Origin of the sequence: Bacillus sp. CBEL-1 (assembly GCF_004348885.1) — a bacterium.
GTDB lineage: Bacteria > Bacillota > Bacilli > Bacillales > Bacillaceae_H > Priestia > Priestia aryabhattai_A.
The window spans coordinates 433073-460053 of record NZ_SBIM01000003.1; the positions used below are offsets into that span (position 1 = coordinate 433073).

The 26981-nt window shown below is 37.7% G+C and carries 31 protein-coding genes and 1 pseudogene; 10 read left to right on the plus strand and 22 right to left on the minus strand.

What is annotated here, in order from left to right; genetic code table 11:
• Positions 1–14: 14 nt before the first annotated feature.
• A complete protein-coding gene (nikA, locus tag EPL02_RS02330) occupies positions 15–1580 on the minus strand; it encodes a nickel ABC transporter substrate-binding protein (protein WP_131887137.1) in 1566 nt (521 codons plus the stop codon).
• A 204-nt stretch (positions 1581–1784) separates the two neighbouring features.
• The gene (locus EPL02_RS02335) at positions 1785–2279 is read right to left on the minus strand and encodes a GNAT family N-acetyltransferase (protein ID WP_131886914.1); all 495 of its coding nucleotides are present in this window, start codon (positions 2277–2279) and stop codon (positions 1785–1787) included.
• Between the two features lie 195 nt (positions 2280–2474).
• Between EPL02_RS02335 and EPL02_RS02340 the strand changes: the two genes are divergently transcribed.
• The 5 genes from EPL02_RS02340 (at position 2475) to EPL02_RS20750 (ending at position 7283) form a co-directional block, all read left to right on the plus strand.
• Complete coding sequence (locus EPL02_RS02340; RefSeq protein ID WP_131886915.1) at positions 2475–2978, plus strand: peroxiredoxin family protein; 504 nt, start codon at positions 2475–2477, stop codon at positions 2976–2978.
• 141 nt (positions 2979–3119) lie between these two features.
• Positions 3120–3479, plus strand: coding sequence for an ArsR/SmtB family transcription factor (locus tag EPL02_RS02345; protein ID WP_094909698.1), 360 nt, complete (start codon positions 3120–3122; stop codon positions 3477–3479).
• 31 nt (positions 3480–3510) lie between these two features.
• Positions 3511–5979 carry a heavy metal translocating P-type ATPase gene (locus EPL02_RS02350; RefSeq protein ID WP_131886916.1) on the plus strand — a complete coding sequence of 823 codons (2469 nt, stop codon included), beginning with the start codon at positions 3511–3513 and terminating at the stop codon, positions 5977–5979.
• 143 nt (positions 5980–6122) lie between these two features.
• Positions 6123–7100, plus strand: a complete 978-nt coding sequence (locus tag EPL02_RS02355; protein WP_131886917.1) for an SDR family oxidoreductase — start codon at positions 6123–6125, stop codon at positions 7098–7100.
• Between the two features lie 18 nt (positions 7101–7118).
• Positions 7119–7283: a hypothetical protein gene (locus EPL02_RS20750; protein WP_165932499.1), complete on the plus strand. Its 165-nt coding sequence runs from the start codon at positions 7119–7121 to the stop codon at positions 7281–7283.
• A 43-nt stretch (positions 7284–7326) separates the two neighbouring features.
• Here EPL02_RS20750 and EPL02_RS02360 read toward each other — a convergent pair whose 3' ends face one another.
• The 9 genes from EPL02_RS02360 to EPL02_RS02400 all read right to left on the minus strand — a co-directional run bounded on the left by EPL02_RS02360 (position 7327) and on the right by EPL02_RS02400 (position 15178).
• Positions 7327–8886 carry an APC family permease gene (locus EPL02_RS02360; protein WP_094909695.1) on the minus strand — a complete coding sequence of 520 codons (1560 nt, stop codon included), beginning with the start codon at positions 8884–8886 and terminating at the stop codon, positions 7327–7329.
• Positions 8887–9009: 123 nt separating this feature from the next.
• Positions 9010–9891 (minus strand): HAD family hydrolase, encoded by an 882-nt coding sequence (locus EPL02_RS02365; protein WP_131886918.1) that lies wholly within the window; start codon positions 9889–9891, stop codon positions 9010–9012.
• 143 nt (positions 9892–10034) lie between these two features.
• Positions 10035–10319, minus strand: coding sequence for an adhesin (locus EPL02_RS02370; RefSeq protein WP_076513916.1), 285 nt, complete (start codon positions 10317–10319; stop codon positions 10035–10037).
• A gap of 23 nt (positions 10320–10342) precedes the next feature.
• Positions 10343–10771 carry a protein-tyrosine phosphatase family protein gene (locus tag EPL02_RS02375; RefSeq protein ID WP_131886919.1) on the minus strand — a complete coding sequence of 143 codons (429 nt, stop codon included), beginning with the start codon at positions 10769–10771 and terminating at the stop codon, positions 10343–10345.
• A 44-nt stretch (positions 10772–10815) separates the two neighbouring features.
• Complete coding sequence (gene arsA / locus EPL02_RS02380; RefSeq protein ID WP_094909692.1) at positions 10816–12588, minus strand: arsenical pump-driving ATPase; 1773 nt, start codon at positions 12586–12588, stop codon at positions 10816–10818.
• 12 nt (positions 12589–12600) lie between these two features.
• On the minus strand, positions 12601–12975 hold the full coding sequence (gene arsD, locus EPL02_RS02385; RefSeq protein WP_094909691.1) for an arsenite efflux transporter metallochaperone ArsD: 375 nt from the start codon (positions 12973–12975) through the stop codon (positions 12601–12603).
• A gap of 94 nt (positions 12976–13069) precedes the next feature.
• The gene (arsC, locus tag EPL02_RS02390; RefSeq protein ID WP_025907651.1) at positions 13070–13489 is read right to left on the minus strand and encodes an arsenate reductase (thioredoxin); all 420 of its coding nucleotides are present in this window, start codon (positions 13487–13489) and stop codon (positions 13070–13072) included.
• A 24-nt stretch (positions 13490–13513) separates the two neighbouring features.
• On the minus strand, positions 13514–14812 hold the full coding sequence (locus tag EPL02_RS02395; RefSeq protein ID WP_094909689.1) for an arsenic transporter: 1299 nt from the start codon (positions 14810–14812) through the stop codon (positions 13514–13516).
• A gap of 15 nt (positions 14813–14827) precedes the next feature.
• Positions 14828–15178: an ArsR/SmtB family transcription factor gene (locus EPL02_RS02400; RefSeq protein ID WP_094909688.1), complete on the minus strand. Its 351-nt coding sequence runs from the start codon at positions 15176–15178 to the stop codon at positions 14828–14830.
• Between the two features lie 256 nt (positions 15179–15434).
• On the opposite strand from EPL02_RS02400, the gene EPL02_RS02405 reads away from it, so the two are divergent.
• Genes EPL02_RS02405 through EPL02_RS02415 form a run of 3 tightly spaced genes read left to right on the plus strand, consistent with a single transcriptional unit; the run spans position 15435 to position 16428 of the window.
• Positions 15435–15632 carry a hypothetical protein gene (locus EPL02_RS02405; protein WP_025907646.1) on the plus strand — a complete coding sequence of 66 codons (198 nt, stop codon included), beginning with the start codon at positions 15435–15437 and terminating at the stop codon, positions 15630–15632.
• Positions 15633–15662: 30 nt separating this feature from the next.
• On the plus strand, positions 15663–15965 hold the full coding sequence (locus EPL02_RS02410) for an ArsR/SmtB family transcription factor (RefSeq protein ID WP_094909687.1): 303 nt from the start codon (positions 15663–15665) through the stop codon (positions 15963–15965).
• 49 nt (positions 15966–16014) lie between these two features.
• Positions 16015–16428: an ArsI/CadI family heavy metal resistance metalloenzyme gene (locus tag EPL02_RS02415; protein ID WP_131886920.1), complete on the plus strand. Its 414-nt coding sequence runs from the start codon at positions 16015–16017 to the stop codon at positions 16426–16428.
• A gap of 37 nt (positions 16429–16465) precedes the next feature.
• Here EPL02_RS02415 and EPL02_RS02420 read toward each other — a convergent pair whose 3' ends face one another.
• The 3 genes from EPL02_RS02420 to EPL02_RS02430 form a co-directional block, all read right to left on the minus strand.
• A complete protein-coding gene (locus EPL02_RS02420) occupies positions 16466–16963 on the minus strand; it encodes a GNAT family N-acetyltransferase (RefSeq protein WP_131886921.1) in 498 nt (165 codons plus the stop codon).
• Between the two features lie 477 nt (positions 16964–17440).
• Positions 17441–17908, minus strand: coding sequence for a hypothetical protein (locus tag EPL02_RS02425; protein ID WP_131886922.1), 468 nt, complete (start codon positions 17906–17908; stop codon positions 17441–17443).
• Positions 17909–17976: 68 nt separating this feature from the next.
• The gene (locus tag EPL02_RS02430; protein ID WP_061784837.1) at positions 17977–18390 is read right to left on the minus strand and encodes an Lrp/AsnC family transcriptional regulator; all 414 of its coding nucleotides are present in this window, start codon (positions 18388–18390) and stop codon (positions 17977–17979) included.
• A gap of 117 nt (positions 18391–18507) precedes the next feature.
• Here EPL02_RS02430 and EPL02_RS02435 point away from each other — a divergent pair, with 117 nt between their 5' ends.
• Together EPL02_RS02435 and EPL02_RS02440 are read left to right on the plus strand one after the other, a co-directional pair.
• Positions 18508–19266 (plus strand): MBL fold metallo-hydrolase, encoded by a 759-nt coding sequence (locus EPL02_RS02435; RefSeq protein ID WP_131886923.1) that lies wholly within the window; start codon positions 18508–18510, stop codon positions 19264–19266.
• 163 nt (positions 19267–19429) lie between these two features.
• Entirely contained in the window at positions 19430–20458 is a 1029-nt protein-coding gene (locus EPL02_RS02440) for a serine hydrolase domain-containing protein (protein WP_131886924.1), read from the plus strand.
• A gap of 55 nt (positions 20459–20513) precedes the next feature.
• Here EPL02_RS02440 and wrbA read toward each other — a convergent pair whose 3' ends face one another.
• The 8 genes and pseudogenes from wrbA to EPL02_RS02480 all read right to left on the minus strand — a co-directional run bounded on the left by wrbA (position 20514) and on the right by EPL02_RS02480 (position 26894).
• A complete protein-coding gene (gene wrbA / locus EPL02_RS02445) occupies positions 20514–21125 on the minus strand; it encodes an NAD(P)H:quinone oxidoreductase (RefSeq protein ID WP_025910328.1) in 612 nt (203 codons plus the stop codon).
• Between the two features lie 167 nt (positions 21126–21292).
• Positions 21293–21901 carry a flavin reductase family protein gene (locus tag EPL02_RS02450; RefSeq protein WP_094909682.1) on the minus strand — a complete coding sequence of 203 codons (609 nt, stop codon included), beginning with the start codon at positions 21899–21901 and terminating at the stop codon, positions 21293–21295.
• A 266-nt stretch (positions 21902–22167) separates the two neighbouring features.
• A complete protein-coding gene (locus EPL02_RS02455) occupies positions 22168–22413 on the minus strand; it encodes a hypothetical protein (protein WP_131886925.1) in 246 nt (81 codons plus the stop codon).
• Between the two features lie 79 nt (positions 22414–22492).
• A pseudogene (locus EPL02_RS21070) lies at positions 22493–22720 on the minus strand (MFS transporter); the annotation flags it as partial.
• A gap of 199 nt (positions 22721–22919) precedes the next feature.
• A complete protein-coding gene (locus EPL02_RS02465; protein WP_131886926.1) occupies positions 22920–24005 on the minus strand; it encodes a peptidyl-alpha-hydroxyglycine alpha-amidating lyase family protein in 1086 nt (361 codons plus the stop codon).
• Positions 24006–24141: 136 nt separating this feature from the next.
• On the minus strand, positions 24142–24714 hold the full coding sequence (locus tag EPL02_RS02470; RefSeq protein WP_131886927.1) for a YdhK family protein: 573 nt from the start codon (positions 24712–24714) through the stop codon (positions 24142–24144).
• Positions 24715–24841: 127 nt separating this feature from the next.
• Positions 24842–25519 carry a response regulator transcription factor gene (locus EPL02_RS02475; RefSeq protein ID WP_131886928.1) on the minus strand — a complete coding sequence of 226 codons (678 nt, stop codon included), beginning with the start codon at positions 25517–25519 and terminating at the stop codon, positions 24842–24844.
• A gap of 1 nt (position 25520) precedes the next feature.
• Positions 25521–26894, minus strand: coding sequence for a HAMP domain-containing sensor histidine kinase (locus EPL02_RS02480; protein WP_094909677.1), 1374 nt, complete (start codon positions 26892–26894; stop codon positions 25521–25523).
• Positions 26895–26981: the final 87 nt, after the last annotated feature.

Genomic DNA, 26981 nt, shown 5'->3' on the forward strand with positions numbered 1-26981 from the left:
CACCTCTTAACTACTTACTGTTTAATGTTAATACCTGCAAATGGATGTTCATCTCGATTAGCAGGGAAAGTAAAGTCTTTTACTTGTTTTTGATAGACTGCTGTTTTCTTAATATAAGAGATAGGTACAATCGCCCCTTGCTCTTGTAAAGATGTTAGAATTGATGTATATAACTCTTGTCGTTCTTTTTCATCCGTTGTTTTTGGAACTTCTACCATTTGTTTAATCAGCTCATCTTTGTTAGGGTAAGCTGAAATAGCTTCCTTAAAGCCGTAACCGTCTGAAGCCACAACGTTTACAAATGTGTGAGGATCATAAGGAGCCCCATAGTTACTAAAGAAGTTAATATCAAACTCATTACCTTTAAATCGCTGAACTTGCTCAGCTAACTCCACGCCAACAATGTTTAGCTTTACACCAAGAGCTGCCCATTCAGCCTGTAGCGTTTCAGCCATTGTTTTTTGAATGTTCTCTGCTGAGTCATACATTAATTCCACTTCTAGTGGCTGTCCGTCTTTTTCTCGCACTTCTTTTCCTTTTGGTAACTTCCATCCAGCTTCATCTAACAACGCTTCAGCCTTTTTCACATCATAATCTACTGGTTTGGCGTCAAGATTTTTTGTATATGGAAAATTCGTCGGTAAAATATTATCCGCTTTCTCCTCTACGCCTGACGTCACGCCTTCAACCATTGCTGCTTTATTAAAACCATACTGTAGTGCTTGACGAACGCGCTCATCTGCAAGCTGTTCCTTTTTCGTGTTCATGACAAGCTGTCTTGTTGCAACAGGTTCTGAAATGCTTGTTTTATAGGTATCATTCGCTTCTAATTGTTTAAACGTATCCAAGCTAATTGAGCCTTCACCGTAGAGCAAGTCTACTTCACCTTTTTCAAAAGCAAGCACTCTTGTTTCTGCATCAGGAATTACTTTCACTTTAATTTTCTCAAATTTTGGAAGCTCTCCCCAATAGTTCTCATTTCGCTTATAAATTGCATATTCATCTTTTTTGTATTCATCTAAAATCCAAGGCCCTGTTCCCACTTCTTTTTCAACACCTTTTGACGTATCTCCGTCTTTAGGGAAACCTGCTTCTCCTAAGAAGCGAACTGGTCGAACAACTGCTAGCTCTTGAATTGTTGGATAGTAAGGTTCGGTTAAAGATAGTTGAAACGTGTTGTCATCAATTACATTAACCTGGTCAATTTTGTTCATAAAGCCTAACCAGCTATGTAAATCTTTATTTTCAAGAATTGCGTCAAAATTCTTTTTTACAATCTGTGCATTAAAATCAGTGCCATCAGAGAATTTCACGCCTTTACGTAAGTGAAACGTATAATTCTTGCCATCTTCAGATATTTCCCAAGATTCAGCAAGCTCAGGCTGTAATTTCCCGCCTTCTTGATAGCTTACTAATGGTTCATATACCATCGATTGTGCAAATAATTGGGACGGATTGTATACGTGTGGATTCATTTCTCCCACATCTCTCGGCCAAGCCATCGTTAACATATTATCGTCTTTTTTTACCTCGCTGGCACTATTAGTACAAGCTGTTAAAAAAACTGATAATAAAAGCATACTTATAAAAATACTGTAATAAAATTTCTTCTTAAACACCGTGTTGTCCCCTCTCGAATGACTCTGATAATCATTTTCAATTGTATGAAGAAGAAACTGTATTGTCAATACTTCCTGAGCATATTTGTGAATATTTCTGCATATTCATAAATCATTTGTACTACTAGTATAGAAAACAACCCACACTTCGAACCTACTCTATTTTCACAACATTTCTTTTACGAGATTAAACCAAACTTCACCTGCGTGGGTAGAGTTTGATTTTCCTTCATTATAATAACCGTTTTCTTCATAAAAAGGAACAAGTTCTTCTAAACAAGTAAGCGTAATTCCTTCTCTTTTACGGTTCACGCACACAGCTTCCAACTCTTTTAATAGTTTACGAGCAATCCCTTGCCCTCGGTAATCTGGATGAACAACTAAGCTAAGTACGCTTTGGAAGCCTCCCTCTTTTGGATTTAGGTTCGTTTTTTCAAACAAATCATCCGTTAAATAACGTGTAGAAATGACTGGGCCTACGACGTATCCAGTAATTTTCCCTTGTTTATTTTTTGCAATGATAAACGAATCAGCTATAAATTGGATTCTTTCTTTCATTGCGCTTTCAGTTGCCGCTTCTTCAGGAGTGAAGCCCAGTCTTTCAATGACCATTAACTCGCTTAAATCTTGTTCTTTTGGTGTATGATACGTTATGTACATCGTGGGTTCTCCTTTCACTATTATTTTGGATTCTATGTATTCCTCCGTTTATATCCTAACTCAACCTTACTAAAGTTTCATCTCTTTCTATAAAAAGGAATATTATTTTTTAAGATTACAAACTTCGGATTCGGGGTATTATACATATAGCTTACAAAGTAGTTACTCAAACTTTTATTAAAGGAGAGATTCATAATGGCAAAGTTTCAATTAGGAGATACAATTCCTACCTTTACTCTACCAACAATTACAGGTGAAACATTTTCGTTTGATCAGCATCAACTGGAACATAAAAGCTGGCATTTAATCGTATTTTTCCGCGGAGCATGGTGTCCAGTTTGTGAAAGCGAATTAAAAGATTTTCAGGAACATAAAAGTTTCTTTGATGAACAAAACGTACATCTATTAACGATTTCAACGGACCAACAAGAAAGCTTGCAAGAACTAGCAGAAAAAAATGATTTGACGTTCCCAATATTACAAGACAAAGATTTAACGGCATTAAAAGCATTCGATGTATACTATCATAGTGAAGATTCTCCATATGAAGATCACGGAACGCACGGTGAACCTGCTTATTTCCTTGTTGATGAAAGTGGCAAGCTTCTATACCAACAACAGCAAACGGGCCCATTTGGCCGCCCTGCTGTAACAGAGCTTCGAAAGATTATCAAGTATATTAAAAAGAACCTAAAATAAGAGACGGAAAAAGCACATCATCGCTGCATGATGTGCTTTTTTGTGTACATATCTTGTTTATATTCAAATATTTGTTTGAACGTTTTATTATCTCTGTAATATACTATATTCAAACGATTATTTGAATGAAGGGAGACCTCTATGGCAAAGGATCGCTGTGATATTTATTGTTTCAACGAAGAAAAAGTTAATCGAATTAAGCCATCGATTCATACTGAAAGCATTCAAGCAGTCACAAAAACACTCAAGGCATTAGCAGATGAAACACGGTTAAAAATTGTGCTTGCTCTTTGTCAAAGTGATGAACTATGCGTATGTGATGTAGCAAATATTGTGGAATGCACGGTTGCTACTGCTTCTCATCACCTAAGACTATTACGCAATTTAGATATTGCGAGCTATCGAAAAGAAGGAAAACTTGCCTTTTATTCGTTAACTGATGAGCACGTTAAGCAATTAGTGATAACGATGTTTACAAACGATTCATCCGTAACGAGCTAAGCTTTTTGTATACTATGAGGAGTTGAAAGAAATGGCACATTCAGATCGAGAAAACCATGAAGGAGAAAAAAGCTGTTGCCAAGAACAACATGAAACACAAGCAGCATCCTGCTGCGGTTCAAGCAGTGCCAGTTTACAAAAGCATCATACACATTCGTCTTGTTGTACTAGTGAACTCTCTAAATCTATTAATCTAGCAAGCTCTGGACAAATTGAAACATATCGCATCTATGGAATGGACTGTCCATCGTGTGCTGCTACCATCGAAAAGAGCTTACGAAATTTACAGGACATTCAAGATGTAAACCTAAATTACAGCACGGGAAAATTACAGGTTTCCGCTGCTCATTCATCTGCATTCTCTCCAATTATACGTCAGGTAGAAAAGCTTGGTTTTGACATTGAGCCTCTTCATCACCAAAACTCAAAGACATACCTAATTGAAGGAATGGACTGTGCATCATGCGCAAATACCATTGTGAATCACTTAAAAAATATACCTGGCGTTCAAGATGTTCGCGTCAACTTTTCAACTGGAAAAGCGCAGGTTGACCACGACACCCCTACAGAAGAGATTATTCGTGAAATATCAAAAGCCGGCTATACAGCTACCTTAATTACGAGTAGCAGAACAGTTTCTTCTTCTCAAAAAACAAATACGCTTCCGGTAATTACTTCTGGTGTACTTATTGCATTGGGATTCACCGGCTCTTTCTTTGGAATTCCATTATTAATAAGTAACGTTTTATATGCCATCGCGATGATTATTAGCGGCTACAAGCCCGCAAAAAGTGCGTACTACGGGATAAAAAGCCGTTCACTCGATATGAATGTTTTAATGACCGTTGCTGCACTCGGAGCAGCTATTATTGGTGAATGGTTAGAAGGTGCTACTGTTGTTTGGCTCTTTGCTTTAGGCGTCATGCTTCAAACAAGATCCATTGAACAAACAAGAAACTCTATTCGTAACTTGATGAATTTAGCCCCTCCTGATGCTTGGATAAAAAATGAACATACTTTAATCAAAAAAGCGGTTGAAGACGTCGCGATTGGTGATGTTCTAGTCGTAAAGCCAGGAGACCGTATTCCTTTAGATGGAGAAATTATCCAAGGTAATTCGAGCATTAATCAAGCCCCTATTACAGGAGAATCCATTCCCGTTGATAAAACGGTTGGTGATACTGTATATGCTGGCACAATTAATGAAAACGGCTCTCTTGAAATTAAAGTAACAAAGCTTGTGAAAGATACAACGATTTCAAAAATTATTCATCTAGTTGAAGAAGCCCAGGAAAAGAAGGCACCTACTCAGGCGTTTATTGATAAGTTCGCTGCTATTTATACACCTATTGTCTTTATTTTAGCTTTATTTGTTATGGTACTCCCACCTTTAGTTGATGGGCTTTGGGGAGAATGGTTTTATAAAGGACTTGAACTTTTAGTCGTAGCGTGTCCTTGTGCTTTAGTTATTTCCACACCGGTCGCGATTGTATCAGCCATTGGCAATGCCGCAAAAAATGGTGTGTTAATTAAAGGCGGAACCTTTTTAGAAAAAGCCGGCTCTATAAGCGCCATTGCGTTTGATAAAACCGGAACACTAACAGAAGGAAAACCAGCTGTTTCAGATGTAATTGCATTGAAATCTGAACAAGATTTACTTGCCGTTATAAAAACCCTCGAAGCTTATTCTAATCATCCAATTGCAAAAGCGATTGTGGCATACGCGGATGAAAGAAACGTTGATACGTTAGACGGAGCTAACTTTAGAAGCATTACCGGAAAAGGTGTTCAGGCAACCATCAACGGAACTAATTATTACGCTGGAAATAAAAAGCTGTTCATTGAACTAGGAACTACTTTTGAAGATTTGCAGACTCACCTTGAGCATTTTGAAGAAAGCGGGAAAACGATTATTATTGTAGGAACAGAAAAAGAGCTTTTAGGTGTGATTAGCGTAGCAGATACCATTCGCAGCACAACTGTATCTGCTTTACGAAACTTAAAAAACACAAGTATTAAACAAACTGTCATGCTAACGGGTGATCATGAAGGAACTGCCAAAACTATTGCTAAAGAAGCTGGCGTAGAGCGATATTTTGCTAACCTCTTGCCAGAAGACAAAGTAAAAGCCATTCAGAAACTGCAGACTGAAGGTCATAAAACCGCAATGGTCGGTGATGGAATTAATGATGCTCCTGCTCTTGCTACCGCTGACCTTGGCATCGCAATGGGCGGAGCTGGGACAGATACAGCAATGGAAACAGCGGATATCGTTCTCATGGCTGATAATCTAGAGAAGCTTCCGCACACCATAAAGCTTAGTCGCAAAGCTTTACAGGTTATCAAGCAAAATATTTGGTTTTCTATTATCATTAAAGCTATTGCGTTAATCTTTATCTTTCCCGGTTGGCTGACGCTTTGGATTGCAGTATTAAGTGATACAGGCGCAGCTTTACTCGTTATCTTAAATAGTTTACGGTTATTAAAAATGAAAGAATAACCTTATTACGTAGGAACTTAACACGCGTTATGTTCCTACTTTTTTTATGAATACTCCCCTTCAAAAGAAATATTCTCTTCATTTGTTTATCACAGTGAACATAGAGATGCTATAGAAGTAAATTTGTTCTATAGGAGGTTTATATGAACGAGAGCGATAAAGAACAGCTGCGCCAAATTAAAGAATTGCAGGATAAGTTTACGAACGAAATGCAAAAGAATCCTTACCCCCTTTACCCAAACTATGGGAACATTACCCAGTTTAAAGAAATCCCCATCAATGTTCCCGAACAGCGTCAGCTTAGTCAACCAGGGGTAGAAAAATTAATGGTTCCCCTTCCTATTATTGAAAATCCAAACTATCAAGGAAGTGGGAAGCTTAAAGGAAAAGTCGCGCTAATTACGGGAGGCGATAGCGGAATTGGTGCAGCCGCTGCCATTACATTTGCAAAGGAAGGCGCTAATGTCGCCATTGCCTATCTAAACGAACACGAAGATGCAAATCGAACGAAAGCTCGAATTGAAGAACTCGGTCAGCGCTGTTTGCTGTTGCCTGGTGATTTGAGAGAAAAAAAGCAGTGCGTTTCAATTGTTGACCAAACAATTGAAACGTTTGGTGAGCTTGATATTCTTTGCAATCATGTGGGCATTCAATTTCAGCAGCTAGACCTTGTAGATATTACGGATGAACAGTTTGATGAAACGTTTAAAGTCAACATCTATTCTCATTTCTATACGACGCGAGCAGCTCTTCCACATCTAAAAGAAGGAAGCTCAATTATTAATACAGCTTCGGTTGTTGCTTATGTGGGTGAAAAACAGCTTATTGACTACACTGCAACGAAAGCTGCAAACGTTGGATTTACGCGTGCTTTAGCTAAAAGCGTAGCAAAAAAAGGAATTCGCGTGAACGCCGTAGCTCCTGGTAGAACGTGGACACCTCTTATTCCAGCTAGCTTTTCTTCAGACCAAGTGGCCGTATTTGGCTCCTTTAATCCACTCGAGCGTGCAGCCCAACCGTTTGAACTTGCTCCAACATATGTATACTTAGCATCTGATGATTCTAGGTTCGTTACTGGGCAAGTTTTACACGTAGACGGCGGAGAGTCAACAAATTCTTAGTATGAGGAGCTGAACGGAATGAAATATGAATTTAATAAAGAGGTACAGCTGCTGTTAGTAACTCAATCAGATGATAAAGTAAAAATGGTGTACATTCATAATTCGTGGTCCATGCCAAAAATTGGTCCTAGACCGCCTTATTACTGCTATCCAAATTATAAAATGAATAAACCAGTTATTTAAACAAGCCCCCTGATACGTAACGTATCAGGGGGCTTATTGTTTGTTAATCATCTTCATCAATAATGGCTTTTGGCAAGCCAGAATGTTTTGCCCAGTAGTAAATCATTAAGGAAATAACAGCAATTAAAAATAGATCTAAAGGGTTCCCTAACACTCCAAGCCCTCCGCCAAATGAACCTAAATAAGAAATAATAATCATAACTACATAGTAAGCGACTAGCCACCACGTTGACTTTAGCTGCTGAGCTAGAGACACTTGTTCTGTCGGAACATATTTGTTAAAAACAAGATAGAGAATAAACATAACAAGCTGTGAACTTAATAGCCACGAAATGGTTGTCCATCCTGACCAATAAACAATGTATGAGGCAAAAATGAATGAAATTGGTGCAATAATGCCCATACCTTTTAGTTTAAATGGTTTTTGTAAATCTTTTGCATTACGTTCAAACGCAGCGATAGAAACTGGTGCAATGGCGTATGAAAGAATGAGCGCTACCGAACACACGTTAACCAAAGCGTTCCACGATGGAAATGGCAGTGTCCAAAAAATAGATAGCAAATACGATAACCACAGTGATGGCCTTGGAATCCCCGTACCTTTATCTACTTTTTTGAATACTTTAAATAACGTACCTGTTCTCGACCATGCATATACTAATCGAGCTGTTGTGTTCATAAAAATATTTCCATTCCCTCCTGGTGAAACGATGGCATCTAATACAACAAGAGTAGCCAGCCAGCCCAAGCCTAGAATGACAGCAATATCTTTAAACGGTAGTGAAAACTCACTTTGAATTTTCTCCCACCCATTTGAAAGCATATCGGTTGGAATACTTCCTAGAAACAGAACTTGCAGCGTCGTATAGATAATAGCTGATAGCAAAATACAAACAATTAAAGCAATCGGAATATTTCGCTGAGGATTTTTAACCTCTCCCGCTACCGACACAATGGGATGAAGGCCTAGATATGCAAACATAACTCCACCTGTTGAAATGGCTGTTTGAATTCCCTGCACCCCGAAAGGTGCAAATCCTTGTACCGTAAAGTTCGCTGGCGTAAAATAAAATGCCAGCACAACAATAACCGTCAGCGGTACAAAGTATTTAAAAATTGAGATAATGATATTCGACTTAGCAAATGTTTTTACACTCCAGTAGTTTAGTAAGAAAAACAACGTTAACAAGGCGAATTGTAAAAGCCAACCAGATACCGTTGCGGATTCAGATCCTGCTTTGGTTAAGCCTGGAAACCAAAACGATACGTATTGTCTCACAGCCGTTACTTCAATCGAAATTAAACTTGTATAAGCAACAATTGTAATGAAAGAAATTAAATACCCAACGAGTGGTCCATGTGAATACACGGGGTATCGCAAAATTCCCCCTGTTCTTGGGAGAGCTGCCCCTAGTTCAGCATATACAAGACCAATCAATAAAATAATAACCCCACCAATTAGCCATGAAAAGCTTCCAATTGGACCTGCCATTGAAGCGACATTACTGACTCCAAATAGCCACGCAGAACCGAAAATAGCCCCAAGACCAATAAGGATTAAGTCTAATAACGAAATGGTTTTTTTAAACGATGAATTGCTCATAGATGTTCTCCTTAGACGTTGTTTTTAACGCAACCGCGCTAACTATTAACATTAGGTTTTGTTTTTATAACTTTTTCATACATAAAAAAGCTAACGAGCAAAGTAGCTCGTTAGCTTTTTAGATTATGCGTTAGGCATAATGGGATTGTTTTTTTTCACTTTAAATTTAGAAAGATAATGATAAACGCCGTTTTCATCACAGCTATACTCTGTTACGTCATCTACAATATCTTTAATATGGTCACCGGCATTTTTCATGGCTACTGCATATCCAACGTACTTAAACATTGGCAGGTCGTTATTACTGTCACCGATACCTAAGATATCTTCATGAGGTAAGTTATAGTGCTTTAGCATCTGTTGAATTCCAGTTGCCTTATTCACATTCGCAACCATCACTTCTACGTTATGAGGAGATGAAATGGACATTGTAAAATCCATTTCTTGCTTTAACTTTTCAAGCTCCGCTTTCCATTTATTAATATGTTCATAGGTTCTAGCAAAGAAATAAAACTTGGAGAATTCACTGCCTTCTATTTTCTCTTGCCACTGAATTTCTTCTCCGATAGCTTTTTTTCTTGAAAGCCATTCATTAATTTCAACGCTTTCTGGTTTTGGCTCACGAACTTCATGTTCAACATATTCTCTGTCTTGTTGAAGCGTCATTCGCGGTGCTCCATATGGGAATAATTCGTAATAAACTTGGTTTTCCCTTGCTTTTCCAATGACTTTTTCAACCAATTCGCGTGACAGTGAATGCTTAAAGACCATTTCGCCTCCCACATGTCCTGCCATACCATTGGATGTAATGAATCCATCTACTTCAAAGCCTTCAGGCACTAGCTCTGCTATTTCATCAAAAGCTCTTCCTGTTGCAATAAAGACGAAGATTCCTTGTGCACGTAGGTCATCAATAATTTCTTTTGTCTCAATTGTTACTCGATTTGAGCGGTTTAAAATCGTACCGTCCATATCTAAGAAAATAGCTTTAGGCATAAAACTCATAACAATGATTCCCCCTGACTTAAAAATCTTCACTTCGTCAAGTATATCGTTTTTCCCTCTTAAACTCAAAGGATGTAGCTTTACACAAGAGCTACGAAACGAAAAAGACTGCACTAATCTGCAGTCTTTTTGTTCCGCTTAACTTAAGAACAGCTATTGTTGACTCCTACTAACACAAAACCTTTCCCTTGCGGATTTTCTTGTACATCAAGTGTTAAATCTTGTGTTGCAAATAACACTTCTTGTTCTATTGCAACGGAGATTCCATTGATTTCTTGAACTTGATCATTTGTGCCAGGAGCCTCTAATGAAAGTCCTATTTGCGGCCCGCAGCAACCCTGTCCTTCAGAATAAAAACGAATGCCACTTCCTCCTTGACTTGCAAAGACCTCTAGTAACATTTTTTTCGCTTCGTTTGAGATATTCATGTAGCTCTCCCCCTTCTTTTCATTTAAGCCTCAGGAAACAATCGTTGAAGAGACTCTTTCATTTCAGACTTTACATTAATTTTTGTTCTAACTGCTTTTGCCTTCTCTTCTGCTTCTTCCAGGCTTTTAGCTTCACCTAGTGCAAGCAATGTTCCAATCGCAACAGTACCCGTACGATTACTTCCTCCAGCACAATGAAAATATACTTTCTTGCCTTCTTTGTACGCTTTGACAACTTCGTTAATTGCTCTTTGAACGGACTCGTCTTGTTGTTTAGCGTCATCTACAATAGGTACATGTACACGAATCTCTGGTACATCATGCTCCAAGGCTTCAGCTCGCAAATCAAAAATAACATCTGCTTTCTCATCTTCCATCATTTCTTTTGCATCTGCTGCTCCACCAATAAAAATACGATTTTCAATTAATTCCTGATACTTTTTAGCACTCATTACTTTCACCTCTAACTGATTAGTAGTATTGAAAAACATTCTATTTATTTAGCGTATTCTTTCACTTTTTCATACCCAATTTTTTCTTCCTCTTGCCATGGTATAACTGAAACATGTGAAGTTAGTTCTTCACTGATTTTTTTTAGCCAGAGCTTCTCAGTAGAAGCTCGTCCTTTTAATAGACTATCAGCTGTGTTTGTTGCATATAAGCTTTGATTTACAACCCACCATTTCGGCATAATTCCCGCTCGCTTTAAATCTTCTTGAAGACGACTCGATTCAAGAACGGGCGTCGCTTCTGCTAGCGATACAATAACAACGCTCGTTTCTTGCTGATTTCGCAACCGTGGAAGTAAATCTAAGGCGTTTTGTGATAATTCTCCAGTCGAGCGTTCAAGCTCTTTATGATAGGATTGTGTAGCATCCAGTAGCAATAATGTATGACCAGTTGGCGCTGTGTCAATTACTACAATTTCATCTTTTGCTTTTGCTACTACATCTGCAAAGGCTTGAAAAATCGCAATTTCTTCTGTACATGGAGAATTTAAATCTTCTTTTAAGTATTGAATTCCATCTTCATCAAGCTCTTGACAGGCTTTTTTAATTACCTGATTCTTATATTCTTCAACTACTATTTCAGGATTAATACTACTAATTGTTAACCTATCGTTGTTTTCAGTCGAACTTAATAGAGAATCAATATGATTTGCTGGATCTGTTGTTGTCAAATGAACTCTATGACCTTTTTCTACTAAACCAACAGCGATAGCTGATGCTACAGTAGTCTTACCAACTCCGCCTTTTCCCATTGTAAAAATAACTTTAATACCGGTGGTTGAGAAATCATCCACCACATCTTTAAATGATGAAAGGTGCTCATTCACTAGGTTAACACCTTTGACTTCAACCGCTGGCATTACATATGATTTGAATAAATAGCGTAGGCTTTTGACACCCGTTAAAGAATAGGATACATAAGGAAGTGAATACGTTGGCAGCTGTTTTAATTCAACAGGTAGATTCTTTAATGCATTTCGCTGCTTTTTATAAAAAGCTGTAGATACTGAATCTCCACTCATGTAACTTTTCATTAAACCATTAATAATTAAGAGTTGGTTTTTTATACCGATTTCCTTTAACTCTTGTGAAGCTCGATTTGCTTCTTTTAACGAAGCGGCATCTGGTCTTGCTACCAACAGTAGCGTTGTTTGCTCTGGATTTGAAAGTACTTCTACAGCTTTCGCATACTGTTCCTTCTTTTTACCTAAACCAGCTAACGGGCCAAGACAAGAAGCTCCATGTGTGCTTTCTTCAAGAAATCCCGTCCATGCCGTTGGTAATTGTAATAAGCGTAACGTATGGCCTGTTGGCGCCGTATCGAACAAGATAAAATCAAACTGCTGCGTTAGCTCTTTATCTCCCAGTACGTTTGTAAATTCATCAAATGCCGCAATCTCAACTGTACAAGCTCCAGATAATTGCTCTTCCATAGTCGCGATTACTGAATCAGGAAGCTTTCCACGATAGGGATCAATAACTTTTTCTCTATAGCTTCGCGCTGCCTCTTCAGGATCTAAATTGCAAGCGTATAAATTAGATATGGCTGGAATTTTCGCAGGCTTGTTGTTCAGCTCCACTTCAAACACATCTTGTAAGTTAGAAGCAGGATCTGTACTGATTAACAGGACTTGGTTCCCTTCATCCGCTAATGCTACAGCCATTGCGCATGCGGTGGAAGTCTTCCCCACACCACCTTTTCCTGTAAAAAATAAAAACGGTGTTTTATTAACTTTACTAGGCTGTAAAGGTTGAAACATAAACTTTACCTCCTACTTGTTATTTGTGATGTTTAAAGTAATCGGCATGCTTGCGGTTTTACTTTTCACTTTTAAATCTTCTAGATTTACTTCCAGCCATTTTGATATTTCTTCATTTGTAGGATAGCTACTGATCTTTTTGACTTCTCCATCTATAAGAGTAATCGGTAAGCAGTCTGTTCCCTTACTCATAAGCAGAGCGTTAATTTGTTGATTTTCTACAAAATGTCCTGGATCGCTTGTTAGATTGTAGCGTTCAACCTCTACTACGCCTTTTTTAAGATGAGATATAACAGTAGCAATTCGAGTTAATTCCGGATCCACACTGGGTCCACAAACTCCTGTTGAACAGCACATTGCAGGGTCAAAAATCTCTATTTTCTTCATGCTCAACCTCCCTCTCTAATAAAAGTGTATAATAATATACTTATATTAGATATATAGTAAAAGTCGAGAGGCTAGCTCTCGACTTATCTATTTTTCACTCACCAGTTTCAGCAAAACGTTGAATGCGAGCTCCAATTTCATCACGTACTCGTTGGAAAAACGCCCATTTTTCGTCTTCTGTTCCTTCTGCTTTTGCTGGATCATCAAAGCCCCAGTGCACGCGCTTTACGTGTGGTGGCGTCACTGGACAGTGATCAGCTGCGTGACCACATAACGTCACTACTAAATCTGCAGAATTTAAAATCTCAGGGTCAATTACATCAGATGTTTGATTTGTAATATCAATACCTGCTTCTTTCATTGCTTTTACAGCATTTGGATTTAACCCATGTGCTTCAAGACCTGCACTGTATACATTCCATTCATCACTTAAATACTTTTTTGCCCAACCTTCTGCCATTTGGCTACGGCAAGAGTTACCTGTGCATAGGAAGTAAATTGTTTTTTTTGTCATGTGTAGCATCTCCTTTTTTGTCTGTTATGAAAGTATGAGTAACCAAATATATAAACCAACAAGCGTAATAAACAATGTTGGGATGGTTAAGATAATACCTGTTTTAAAATACGTGCCCCAAGAAATTTTCACACCTTTTGTTGAAAGAACGTGAAGCCATAATAAAGTAGCTAAAGAACCAATTGGGGTAATCTTTGGACCTAAATCAGATCCAATAACATTAGCATAAATAAGTGCTTCTCGAATGGTTCCAGATGTCGCAGTGGCATCAATAGCTAATGCGTCAATCATGACAGTCGGCATATTATTCATAATGGATGATAGAATCGCTGCAATAAAGCCCATACCGATTGTTGCCGCGAACAACCCTTGGTCGGCAACTGCTTGAATGACGTTTGCTAACACTTCAGTAAGCCCCGCATTACGAAGACCGTACACAACTACGTACATACCAATTGAAAAGAAGACAATTGCCCAAGGTGCACCTTTTAATACAGTTTTTGTTTGAACTGCAGGACTTGTTCTTGCCATAAGCAAGAAGAATACGGCAATGATACCTGCAATAATAGAAACAGGCACGCCTATAAACTCTCCTACAAAGTAACCGACTAGAAGTAGCCCTAAGACAAACCAAGATAAACGGAACATTTTTTGGTCTTTAATCGCTGCTACTGGCTCCTGCAAATGCGTTACATCATAGCGTTTTGGAATGCTTTTTCGGAAATATAAATACAGTACTAAAATACTCGCAAACAGTGCAAAGAAATTTGGAATAATCATGCGAGACGCATATTCCGAGAACGTAATACCGAAAAAGTCAGCAGACACGATGTTTACTAAGTTACTTACCACAAGCGGTAACGATGTTGTATCAGCTATAAATCCACTTGCAATAATAAACGGAAATACCATCTTTTCATCGAGTTTTAATGCTCGAACCATTGCAAGTACAATCGGCGTTAAAATAAGCGCCGCACCGTCATTTGCAAAAAATGCAGCAACTAACGCGCCAAGTAAGGAAACGTACACAAACATACGAATACCATTTCCACCAGCAGCACGCGCCATGTGAAGGGCTGCCCATTCAAAAAAGCCAATTTCATCTAAAATTAATGAGATAATAATAATAGCAATAAACGTTAACGTAGCGTTCCAAACAATTTGCGTTACGTCCCAAACGTCACCAAAGTTAACAACGCCAACTAGAAGGGCAATAACTGCTCCCCCCATCGCCGACCAGCCAATCGATAAATTCTTTGGCTGCCAGATAACAAACACTAAAGTCACCAAAAAGATCAGTGATGCTAAAACAACTGATGTCAAATTTTAACCCTCCAATTACTCACAACAATTAATACGAAGCCCTTTTTCTTCTAACTCTTTTAAGCGTTGATCTTGGCTTGGTATCGACGCAAGTATACTAATTATAAAATGATAATTCTCGCTTTCTTTATTAAGCGAATAAAAGATCCATTGTCCTTTTCGTCTTTCTCTTACTAGCCCTACATCTCTTAGCTTGCGGAGATGCTGACTGATTGCAGGCTGACTTGCACCATAAATATCAACGAATTCACATACACAGCACTCACTATGTTCCATCAGCTTCATCATAGATAATCTCGTTTTATCACCGAGCAGCTTTAGAATTTGAGCCGCTTTTTCCATTTCAACGACCGTTTTAGTTTCCATCGTGACACCTCCCATACAAAAATGAATTAATATATAATAATTTGCTTATATGTTTATATAAACTATAATATTGTTTGAAATAATTTTCAAGACTTTTTTAGTATAAGCGGTAAAGAAAAAAGTATGAACGTCTTGAGGCATAAGCTAATCTTAATAAATCAAAAAAATTTGATTAAACAACTTGATTTATCTGAAATTTCCATTTATGCTTAATTCATCAAGAAAATTTGATGAAGAAAGTGAAGGTGATGAACAAGTGAGAGTAAACAATTCTGGAAACCTTTCAGTAGAGTACTTTATTTCTTATTTTCAACTAGTTATGAACACTCAAACGATGAAAGCACATGAAGCTAAAGAGCTTATATTTAAACGATTCTTCAACTATGATCCACTTCTTAGAGGCAAAACAACTTATTCTAACTTTGAAAAAGCCTACCTTGCATTTACACAATAAATCAAAAAAAATTGATTAAGGAGCATTACTATGACACATTCATTCAAACAATATGAACAAAAATTTAAGGCACTTGCTGATGAACGACGATTAGAAATTATGCATGAGCTGTGTCAGCGCGGTCAAACCTGCGTATGTGATTTAACGGATTTTTTTGGTATACCTCAGTCTAAGCTGTCTTATCATTTAAAGATTCTTCTAGACGCTAATCTAATTACGAAAGAAACAAAAGGCACATGGAGCTATTACGCATTAAACGATGAAGAAGTAAATCACCTTTTATCGGATGAGCTCTGCTGTTTACTCCGTAAAGAAAGCTCTTGCTCATCTTAACCTATTAGTTCTGCTAAAAACTCAAAAAAATTCTTAGGGGGAATATTTTATGAAATATGTTCACGTAGGGGTAAACGTCACAAATCTAGACAAATCAGTCGTTTTTTATGAAAAGCTTTTTGGAGTTAAGCCTGTGAAAGTAAAAGTAGATTATGCGAAGTTTTTATTAAATCAACCTGGGCTAAATTTCACGCTAAACGTACGGGATGAAGTAAAAGGAAACCAAATAAATCACTTTGGATTTCAAGTAGAAGCTGCTAACGAAATCCGTGAACATAAAGTCCGCTTAGAAAAAGAAGGTTTTTTTGCTCGTGAGGAAATGGATACAAACTGCTGCTATGCCCTACAGGATAAGTTTTGGGTAACAGACCCTGATGGCAACGAATGGGAGTTTTTCTATACAAAAGATAATCAAGCTACTTTTCCTGCTGCAGATACTACTGGCTGCGCTTGTAGCTCTTAAACAGCCAAGCAGCAAGGAGCTACATACTCCTTGCTGCTTACTTATTTATCATCCCCTCACTCTCATCCAAAAACAACTCCATTTCACTACCTTTAAACTGAAATCCTACACTTTTATACAGCGCCTCTCCCGCTTGTGAAGCATGTAGCCACACTCTTTTCACTTCGCGTTTTTGACACTCTTTCATGCATTCTTGAAGGATTCTTCGCGCCAATCCTTGCTTCCGATGAGAAGGAAGTGTATACATATTTAAGAGATAAGCTTCCTCGCCTTTCAAATTTTCTAAATAAGGTGGTCTCGTAAAAAAAGATAAGCCACTCACGCTAACGATCTCTTCTCCATTTTTGGCAACAAACGAGACAAACTCCCCTTTTTCCATTGCTTCTTTTAGGTAACTTTCTGTTGCTTCCATCACTGTCTTTTCTTCTTCCTGTGTTTTAATCTCGTTCACTTCTTTTAACAGTTCAACTCTCAGTGAAATGATCCCCTTTACATCACTGAGCACTGCTTTTTCAATTTTATATGTATGTGCCATATCTATTCCCCTTGTAACTAGATTTGCTAGTGTTAATTTTAATTTAGAGCCTCTATTATGTCCATATATTGGATAACCTTTATAGTTGCGTATAGTCTTATTATGTAAAGTAGAAAAGCGAAAAGAGAAGCTCTTTGTCTTTAGTTCATTGCTGTGTCTTTTCATCTATATACGCTCAACACCATTCCAATAAAAAAGGAATTAAGAGGAACGAGCATCAAACCATAGCTAATAAACGGCATTAGCATGCTTGTTAATGGGAAAAAGCCAACTAGCATTCAAACGTTTGCAATCAGCTGCGTTGCATATACACTTACAGCTCCAACTAATAGCAGTTTACTATATGAATTGTTTATTTTACCCGTCACTTGCACAATTCGAATGATAAAGAGGCTAAGAATTCCTAACAGAATAAAACCTAACAGTCTACATTAATAAAAAACCTCACTTGGAAGTGAGGTTTTTGCATTCAACATATTATTTAACAAGTATACTTCCTACGTATTGAGCAGTACCACTTGAGGTTGTAAAGGTAACTTCCAACACATATCTACCTGTACTTTTTGGCATTTCAAATTCTCGATTTTCATTCATTTTAAGTTCAACCTTTTGCTCTTTCTTCCAAAGATTAGCTGTTATAGTTGGGTTCGTCCAAATATCTCCACCGTTTTCTTTATTTTCTTCAAAATCTAGAAATACTTTTTCATTTCTAGAAGCGTTAATGTCCTTTTGTGATAAGGCGAACTCCCAAATATCATCTACCGTTTTACTTACATCTCCGCTTGATGAAGCCCAGCTAATATTCGCTTCTGTTAACCTTACAGACGAAGCATTTTCTGCGTACAGATGCGCCGTAGGTGGACCCACATCATAATCTTCAGCTATACACGCAGTGACGATAAAGATTAAAAATACTCCTATGCCTAACCAAGAAACTTTTCTCATCGTATCCCCCTGCTGCATTATTTGAGTTTTACATTCTGTATTAAACTATTCAGCGCAATTTTTTTTAGTCAGCTTTTGTTAATAATTATAGACAGCTTATAGTTAGCATGACCGTTTAAAGATTCTAAAAATTGGTCCAGTTCTTGATTGGAAGGAAAATTACATTCTAATAGATAACAGCCGTCTCCGCTAATTTTATAGTTGTGAACGACGTAGTCACGCTGCGTGTTAATAAACGATAAATAAGGCTCATGATAAGGACTCGTTGTATAAATAGTGATCATTGCATGAACATGATAGCCAAGCTTTTGCTGATTTACTTTAATCGTATACTGCTCAATAATACCAGCGTCCTCTAACTTTAAGACTCTCGATGCAGCTGCTTGTCCAGTTAAATGTACCTTTTCACCCAGCTCTTTCATCGTAATCCGACTGTTTTTGGATAGCTCTTTCAGTATGGACAAGTCGGTTTGGTCTAACATAATTTCAAATCCTTTCATTAATCAAGTAAAACGGTGAAAACACTTGATTTTCACTATGTAATATTGGGTTACTTTTACTATAAACTATACGTAAATTAAAGAAAAGGAGCTAAAAACATGAAGATCCAACAAATTCGAAATGCAACTCTTGTTCTTACCTATGCGAATAAAACCTTTTTAATTGATCCTATGTTAGCGGATCAAGGTACGTACCCTCCATTTCCAAACTCTGTACGACAAGATCAACGTAATCCACTTGTGCCGCTACCAGTACCTGTAACACAATTATTAAATGTAGATGCAGTGATTCTCACTCACCTGCACTTAGATCATTTTGATGAGACTGCTAAAGAACTATTAGACAAAGATATAAAGTTATTCGTACAAAATGAAGCGGATAAAGCTGAAGTAAAAAAAGCTGGTTTTACAAACATTGAAGTGTTAACTGAACAGACAAAATTTGCAGGCATACAGCTAATTAAAACAAACGGTGAACATGGCCGCGGTGAGATTCTTAAGCTAACTGGGGAAGTGTGTGGAATTGTCTTTAAGCATGAAGATGAAAAAACGCTGTACGTTGCAGGTGATACAGTTTGGTATGAAGGAGTAAAAGAGAATCTCTCAGCCCACCAGCCAGACGTTATTGTTGTAAATGGTGGAGATAATCAATTCCTTGAAGGCGGTTCACTTTTGATGGGGAAAGAAGACATCCTGCATGTTCATCAGTTTGCTCCTGAAGCAACTATTATTTCCGTTCATATGGAAGCCGTAAATCATTGGACGCTATCAAGAGCTGAATTAAAGCTTTTTGCTACTGAAAAACAACTCAGTAGTCATCTTCTCGTTCCAGAAGACGGTGAAGCTTACTCCTTTTAATAGATTAATGAGCCAGGTTCTTCAGAAGAACCTGGCTCATTTATACTTTTATCTAATGTCCTTCTCACATCATTTAGAAGGAAATCTCAATTGCAATATGTAACTACATAGAGAAAGGATTAGATAATTTCAAAAGATCTGAACGATGGCGGAGGGAACTACATTGAATACGAATATTTTAAGCGTTATTAGCGATATCCAAAAGAAAGTTAACTTTTCTGGAAGTATTCTTATTAAAGATGAACACCATATACTGGCTGAAAGTAGCTACGGCTACGCCAATCGAGCTGACCAAATAAAAAATAGCCTTGCTACGCGATATGGTATTGCATCTGGCTGTAAGCTCTTTACAGCTATTGCGATTTGTCAGCTTGTAGAAGCAGGCGTCCTTTCGTTTGAAACAAGATTAAAAGATTGCCTTGATATTGATTTTCCTCGTTTTGATGAAACCATTACTGTTCATCACCTTTTAACGCATACAGCTGGAATACCTGACTATTTTGATGAAGAAGTGATGGATGATTTTGAAGAGTTGTGGACAAAAACCCCAATGTACAAAATAAGAAACTTAGAAGAATTTCTTCCTTTTTTCCAATATGAACCGATGAAGTATAAAGTTGAAGAGCAGTTTCATTATAATAATGCCGGTTATATCCTACTCGGCTTAATTATAGAGCAAACAACTCAGCTTTCATTTCATACATACGTAGAAAAAGAGATCCTACATAAAGCACATATGACAAGCTCTGGCTATTTTGAACTCGATGCTTTGCCAAATCATACAGCACTTGGCTACATTGACTTTCCAGACAACAAGTGGAAAACAAATATTTACTCCCTTCCTGCTAAAGGAGGTGCAGATGGCGGAGCGTTTGTAACGGTTTATGACATGAACCGCTTGTGGAATTCTCTTTTAAATCATCAGCTACTCAGTAAGAAATATACTACGCGTTTGCTTACCCCTCATACTGAAACCAATAATGAAAATAGTTTTTATGGCTATGGGGTGTGGATAGAGAAAAGAGAAAGAGCTATTTTCAAATATCATATTATGGGTTATGACCCAGGGGTTAGCTTTCACTCTGCTTTTTATCCAAAGTGCTCTGTCACTGCAGTTATTTGCTCAAACAAATCACATGGGGCCTTTCCTATCATGAAAGCTGTTGAAGAAGAACTTTTTAACTCTTATTAAATGCTTATGTAAATAAAAAAGCTCAACGTCTAATTAACGTTGAGCTTTTACGCTATTATTGATTGCCTTGTTTTACCCATCCAGCTACTGTTACTGTACGCTTTGCTTGATGCTTCACTGTTGCTTCCACATCTTCAACCATTTTCCCATTTTGGTCAACCGTTACGCTTGTTCCGTAAGGGTTCCCACCTGAACTGAAAATGACTGGATCTGTGTATCCTGGTGACGCAACAAGCGCGCCCCAGTGATGCATTGTTGTGTATAGAGATAAAAGAGTTTGTTCTTGACCACCGTGTGCGTTTTGTGCAGATGTCATCGCACTAACAACTTTGTTTGCTAATTTACCGTTAAACCACAGTCCACCCGTTGTATCTAAGAACTGCTTAACTTGTCCTGGTACGTTTCCGAAACGAGTTGGAATGCTAAAGATAATTGCATCAGCCCACTCTAAATCAGCAAGCGTTACTTCTGGTACAGCAGCTGTTTCTTCTACGTGTGCTTTCCAAGCTGGATTTGAATCAATTGCTGCTTGTGGAGCTGTTTCAGGTACTTTTAATACTTTTACATCTGCACCTGCTTCTTTTGCACCGTCTGCTGCCCACTGCGCCATTTGGTAGTTTGTACCTGTTGAACTATAGTAGATAACCGCTAATTTTACATTTTCCATTTTTTCTTCCTCCTTAGTTGATGTTCCAAATAATTTATCTAAAAATCCCATTTCTCTTCACCTCTATATGCGTATTCATACCGCTGTTTCATCTGGATGAGTAAAATCACCCCCTTAAGTCGGTATTCTGTTTTATTTCTAAGATGTATTGTTACATGAAACTGCTATTATTCTGGTCTTGCAATTGTAAAAGTCTCACCAAGTTTAGCGTAGTCATTGCCGGCCAAGCGGCTAACAGCTTTAAGGCCGTGTGGATCAATTCGCCCTTTATCATATAGCTGATCTTCAATGTGATACTGAACAACTTTTCCAATAAGCAAGTCGGTACTTGTTTCTTCACCTTCTCCTAAGGGAATTGCCTGTTCAAGTACACATTCAAAGCGAACCTTTGCTTCTTTTACTCCCGGTACCGAAACCTTTTTACTTTCGGTCAAAATCAACTTAGCTACTTCGACTTCACTTTCTTCAGCTGGAAGATTAGCTGCCGTCATATTCACCTGCTCAACATTGTCTTCATCGACGATGTGAATCACAAACTCTTTTTTCTCCATAATGTTTCTTGCCGTATCTTTCATTTCGCCGCTTTTACGCTGGACTGAAATCGAAATCATCGGCGGGTTTGCAGAGACAATATTGAAATAGCTAAAAGGTGCTGCGTTAATTATTCCGTTTGTTGACTGCGTTGTCACAAAAGCAATCGGTCTTGGAATAATGCTTCCCGTTAGAAGCTTATAGTTTTCTCTTTCCGTTTGTGCAGATGGATCAATTGATAGCAATGAACTCACTCCTACTTCGTTTTACTATTTAATTCCACGGTCATAAAATGCATAAACTCTAATCTCTATATCATAATTCTCGAATTCGAGATATTTGTCGAAAAAAATATGCATTTTACTTTTGCAAGCCGTAAAAAGAAGTTATTTTTATCTTGAATTCGAGATAATTATAAAACGAATGCTTCTCTTCTGTCAACAATAATTTAGAGGACATTTCTAAAAGACAGAATAAAATAAGTAGCAAACATTTATGTTTGCTACTTATTTTATTGAACCACTATCACTCTTTCTTTCCAAAAGAAAAAATACTCACTTCGTAAAAGTAAACTCTTCATTGCTTTTGGTAACAAGATACTTCCTAAAATTCCTGTTAATTCATATATCAGTTGTTGATCATATTTTCCAATGAAATAACCAAGTGTCCCAATACAACAATCATACAATAAGACATTTGTAATCTGCTTTTTAGACACAGAAGTAATCAGTATTTTAGAAGGCTTCACAATACGCATTATTGTCTTTCACCTCTTGTTGTTATAATGACTTTGCTCAGCAATCGTAATTCGATTAATGTCACCTAACTACAATTCCTGAAAGAGTAGCAATTAACCAAGATATTGCGGTGAGTAAACCCGCTGACATAATCTTCATACCGCACCTGTCTAGTAAACTATCTACACGGATTTGCATAATTGTATATGAATATGTATAAATGGAAAAAACAATTCCTAATTCCGTTGCCTTCAAGTGAAACGATTCTTAAATTGCAGGCACTGCGACTGGTATGGCAACGCGACCAAAGTAATTTTAAATAACCATGTTGCTCAACAATAATGAACATCTCGTGTGTCCAGTTTTTACTACTTACTCAGTCATAATAGCCTCCTTCTTTTGTTAGTTTGTACGCTGAATGAACTTGTCATTCTAGTGCGTATCACAAATTTTAGAGGGGGAAACAATTGATTTACAATCTATACTAAGTAAAATTTATAAAAAGCTATGGAGACCTACTCCATAGCTAATCTTTCTTCTTAAATTCCTGTAAACGCTTGTTTTCTAGCTCTGCTACGTAAATATCTCCCTTGCTGTTAACAGCAATATCATGAGGGATTTTTAACTGACCTTTATTCTCTCCCCACGAACCAAAGCGTTGAATAACTTCACCGTTTGTATTTAACACCACGACTTGATGAGACCCTTTTCCTCCTTCTGGATATAAGCTGTTACCTCCATCCGCTACATAAACGTTCCCGTCATCACCAACCTCGACGCCAAACGGTCTTCCTAACTCTTTAGAATTCCAGCTATCAAGAAAGTTACCGTCCTTGTCGAACACTTGAATACGTGCATTATTTCGATCTGCAACGTAGAGATTCCCGTTTTCGTCATGGCTAATACCATGAGGTAAATTAAATTCACCGTCTTTGTTACCAAGCAAATTCTTTTCCCAAATGAATTTTCCGTTTTGATCAAATTTTACAATTCGGCGATTACGATAGCCATCGCTCACAACGAAAGATCCATCTTTTAATACAGTTACATCCGTTGGTCTCGCAAAGGTATATTCATCCATTCCTGTTGGAAACTTCGGAAGGACGTTTCGGATTCGAAGAGCCGCTTCCATATAAAACGGATAGTCCGACCCAAATGTACCTAACAGTTTTCCTTCAGGCGAAAACTTATAAATCTTATTTTGAGAAATATCCGTTATCCAAACGTTGTCTTCGCTATCAATTTCTAAGCCATGTGGAGACTTAAATAAACCTTTTCCCCACGTATCTCTGACTTCCTTGGTTTGAGCATCCAGCACGACAACCGTGTCTTTATTAATTACTTCATCATTTCCATATGTAGCCGTTGCTCGGTGAAGATAATAAATATTGTCTTTTGAATCAACTGCTACACCACTTGCTTCACCAGCTGTTTTTTTATCTTTTGCTGCCACAGGCCAAACGATATTGGTTTCATACATTTGTGGTATATCTATCGTAACAGGCGCTTCTTTATAGATGGTTTTTGCTTTGCCCACTGAAAAGAACAGTAGAAGTGAAGTGATTCCTCCTATTAGTACTAGGCCCGTGATGATTTTCTTTTTGTGCTTCATATTGTCTTCCTCCTTGCTTACTCCTTAATTAGTATAAGCAGTTTTCAACACTTTTTCCAAAGTCATAGGTTTGAAATTATACTCAGACCTAAGGCGTAGAAAAAAAGCATAGGGTTCAACCTATGCTTTGTTATTTTTATTCTTTTGTAAGCTCGCTTTCTGTCACCCACTTATGGTTTTTCACTTCTTCACCGTCAGTTGTAGACATATAATCGACCATGTATACCGTTGTTTTTTCAGCAGAATCAATCGTTGCTTCTGCATCTTCCATGCCTTCCATATGATTTGCTTCAAGAACTACTTTTGTTCCTGCTGGTATCTCTTTTTCACCCGCATCTTTTATTTCTTCTTGAATGACCCACTTATGATTCGTTACCTTCTCTCCGCCGTTTGTAGGCGTGTAAGATACCACATATGCTGTTGTATCATATGCACCGACAATGGTTGCTTCTGCACCTTTCATCCCTGGCATATGATCAGTTATCAGCGTTGCTTTACTTCCGACTTTATACGTTGGGCTTTTAGCTTCTTGTAAACCTTCTGGTACTTCACCTGAGCTAGAGTGATTCATATGTGCATGATCTTCTTCTTTTTGTTCTTGTTTTTGATTATCTTCTGAATTCATCTCTTTGCTCTCATCTTTGTTTCCTGCACATCCTGCTAAACCAAGCATTGCCGCTAGCCCAATCAGAAATAGTAATCTTTTCATCTTCATCCCTCTTTTACAATTTTCTCATTCGCTCACTAGTTTTTTACGAATGGTTTAACGATATACGTTTAGTGTAAAAAAGAAATGTGCAGATTTTATGAAGAAACGCAATTTAAGATGCGATTATTTATGGAACGTCCCATTTATATCCCACTCCCCACACAGTTTGAAGGTGTTGCTCAATTGGAAAGCCAGCGCTTCTAAGCTTTTCCCTGAGATTACGCATATGGGAATCAACCGTTCGCCCTTCAATTTCTGTGTCATAGCCCCAAATCAACGTAACCAAATCTTCACGAGGAAAGACACGATTGGGATGCTTTAAAAATAAACAAAGTAACTCAAATTCTGTTTTGGTCATTGAAATACTCTCACCTTCATAAATAACTTCTCTGCTTTCTTCGTTTACGTGAAGCTCCTTATAGGAAACCTCTTTCTTTTCTACACCGGTTCTTCTCAATACAGCCTGTATTCGAGCCAGTAACTCTTCTTCACTAAAGGGTTTTGTAATATAATCATCCGCTCCGCTATTTAAACCTTTTACAACATCCTCCGTTTGATCCCTAGCAGTCAGCATAATAATGGGGACTCTAAACTTAGCTCTAATTTCATTACAAACTGTCCAACCGTCTTTTTTAGGCATCATCAAATCGAGTAGTACTAGCTGAATCATTGGGTTGTTGTTTAGGTGCTTTTCTACCTTTGTAGAATCTTCACACTTCATGCATGAAAAACCATGTGGAGCTAAGTACAGTTCTAATAAGTCCAGCATTCTCACTTCATCATCTACTAATAAAATCGCAGTCATATTAACGCTCCTTTGGCAATGAAATCCTCACGGTTGTTCCTTTTTCTACTATGCTTGTCATCTCTACTTTTCCACCATGTGCCTCTACAATATCTTTTACAATCGATAACCCTAAACCATAGCCTCCATTTTTTCGAGACCTTGATTTATCTACGCGATACAATTTATCAAATACGTATGGGACGTCTTCACTTGGAATTCCCACTCCGTAGTCTTGAATAGACAGCTTGACGTGTGAATTACCTTCTTCAACGCTCATTAAAATCTTTTTTGTTTCAGAATACTTTAAGGCATTATCTAAAACGTTTGTAATGACTTGCATAAAACGCTCCTCATCAATTAGTACGTTTACATGCTTAGGACAATTTAGTTCAATATGGACATTCTTTTCACTTAAAGCTAATTGAAATGCTTCACAGATTTTTACTAAATAAAAGTGAAGTTCAACTTTTTGCTTTTCAATGAGAAACGTATTCTTATCTAAACGAGCAAGCTGAAATAAATCTTTTACAAGTTTTGAAATTCTCGCAGCCTCTTCTTCAATAATCCTTAAATATTTTGTTCGGTTTTCTTCACTTGTTTCATGACGCTTTGCCATATCTGCATAACCTTTTACATACATCAGCGGCGTTTGAAGTTCGTGCGAAATACTGCTCAAAAACTCGTTCCTCTCTTTTTTTAAACGCTGCAGTTCATTGGCAAGTGCTTGAATGGATGTTCCTAACTGCCCAACCTCATCCCGAGAATGCGCCCCCAGTTTTACCGTCAAATGACCTTGACTAATCTTTTCTGTCGCATGCTTCATTTTAACTAAAGGTGCTGTGATTAGCTTTGATAAAGCAAATGTTGTAACAATCGCGAATAAAATTGAAATAACACCAGCTATGTAAAAGTGATGCTGGAGGCGATCAATCATTCCTTTGATATCTTTAGTATCTTTAAACATATACACTGTACCAACTTGGCGTTCATTTACTTCAATTGGAGAAGCTGTTGCAATATAAGGATTTTGTTTCCAATCTCTTTGCAAAATCTCCCCTTCATAAGGCAACTGTTTATCTCTCCACTCATTCACAGCCTCTTTTGCTCCTGTAATAAGAGGAGTTGAAGAACTCAAAACTTTCCCATTTATGTTGGTAATGACAACATCCGTATCCGTCTCTGACTCCATCAACGCAACGTGACTAAGCGTTACGGGATCACGATGTTGCTCTAATACTTCTCGGTGACTATTTCCTCTTACTCTCAAGCTCTCTAACTCTTCTGAAATACGTGTGTTCGCTAATCCTGTATATAAATAGAAAAATAAACCTGCTTCAATAACCAAGATGAAAACTAAAAACAATAGTCCCAGTTTAATGGATACTTTATTCACTTCTTTCACTTCCCCTGTTAATGTACATCTATTATAAAGGATAGATATGAAGAAAGTGTGCAGATACCCCTTCACAAAATTTGTTTC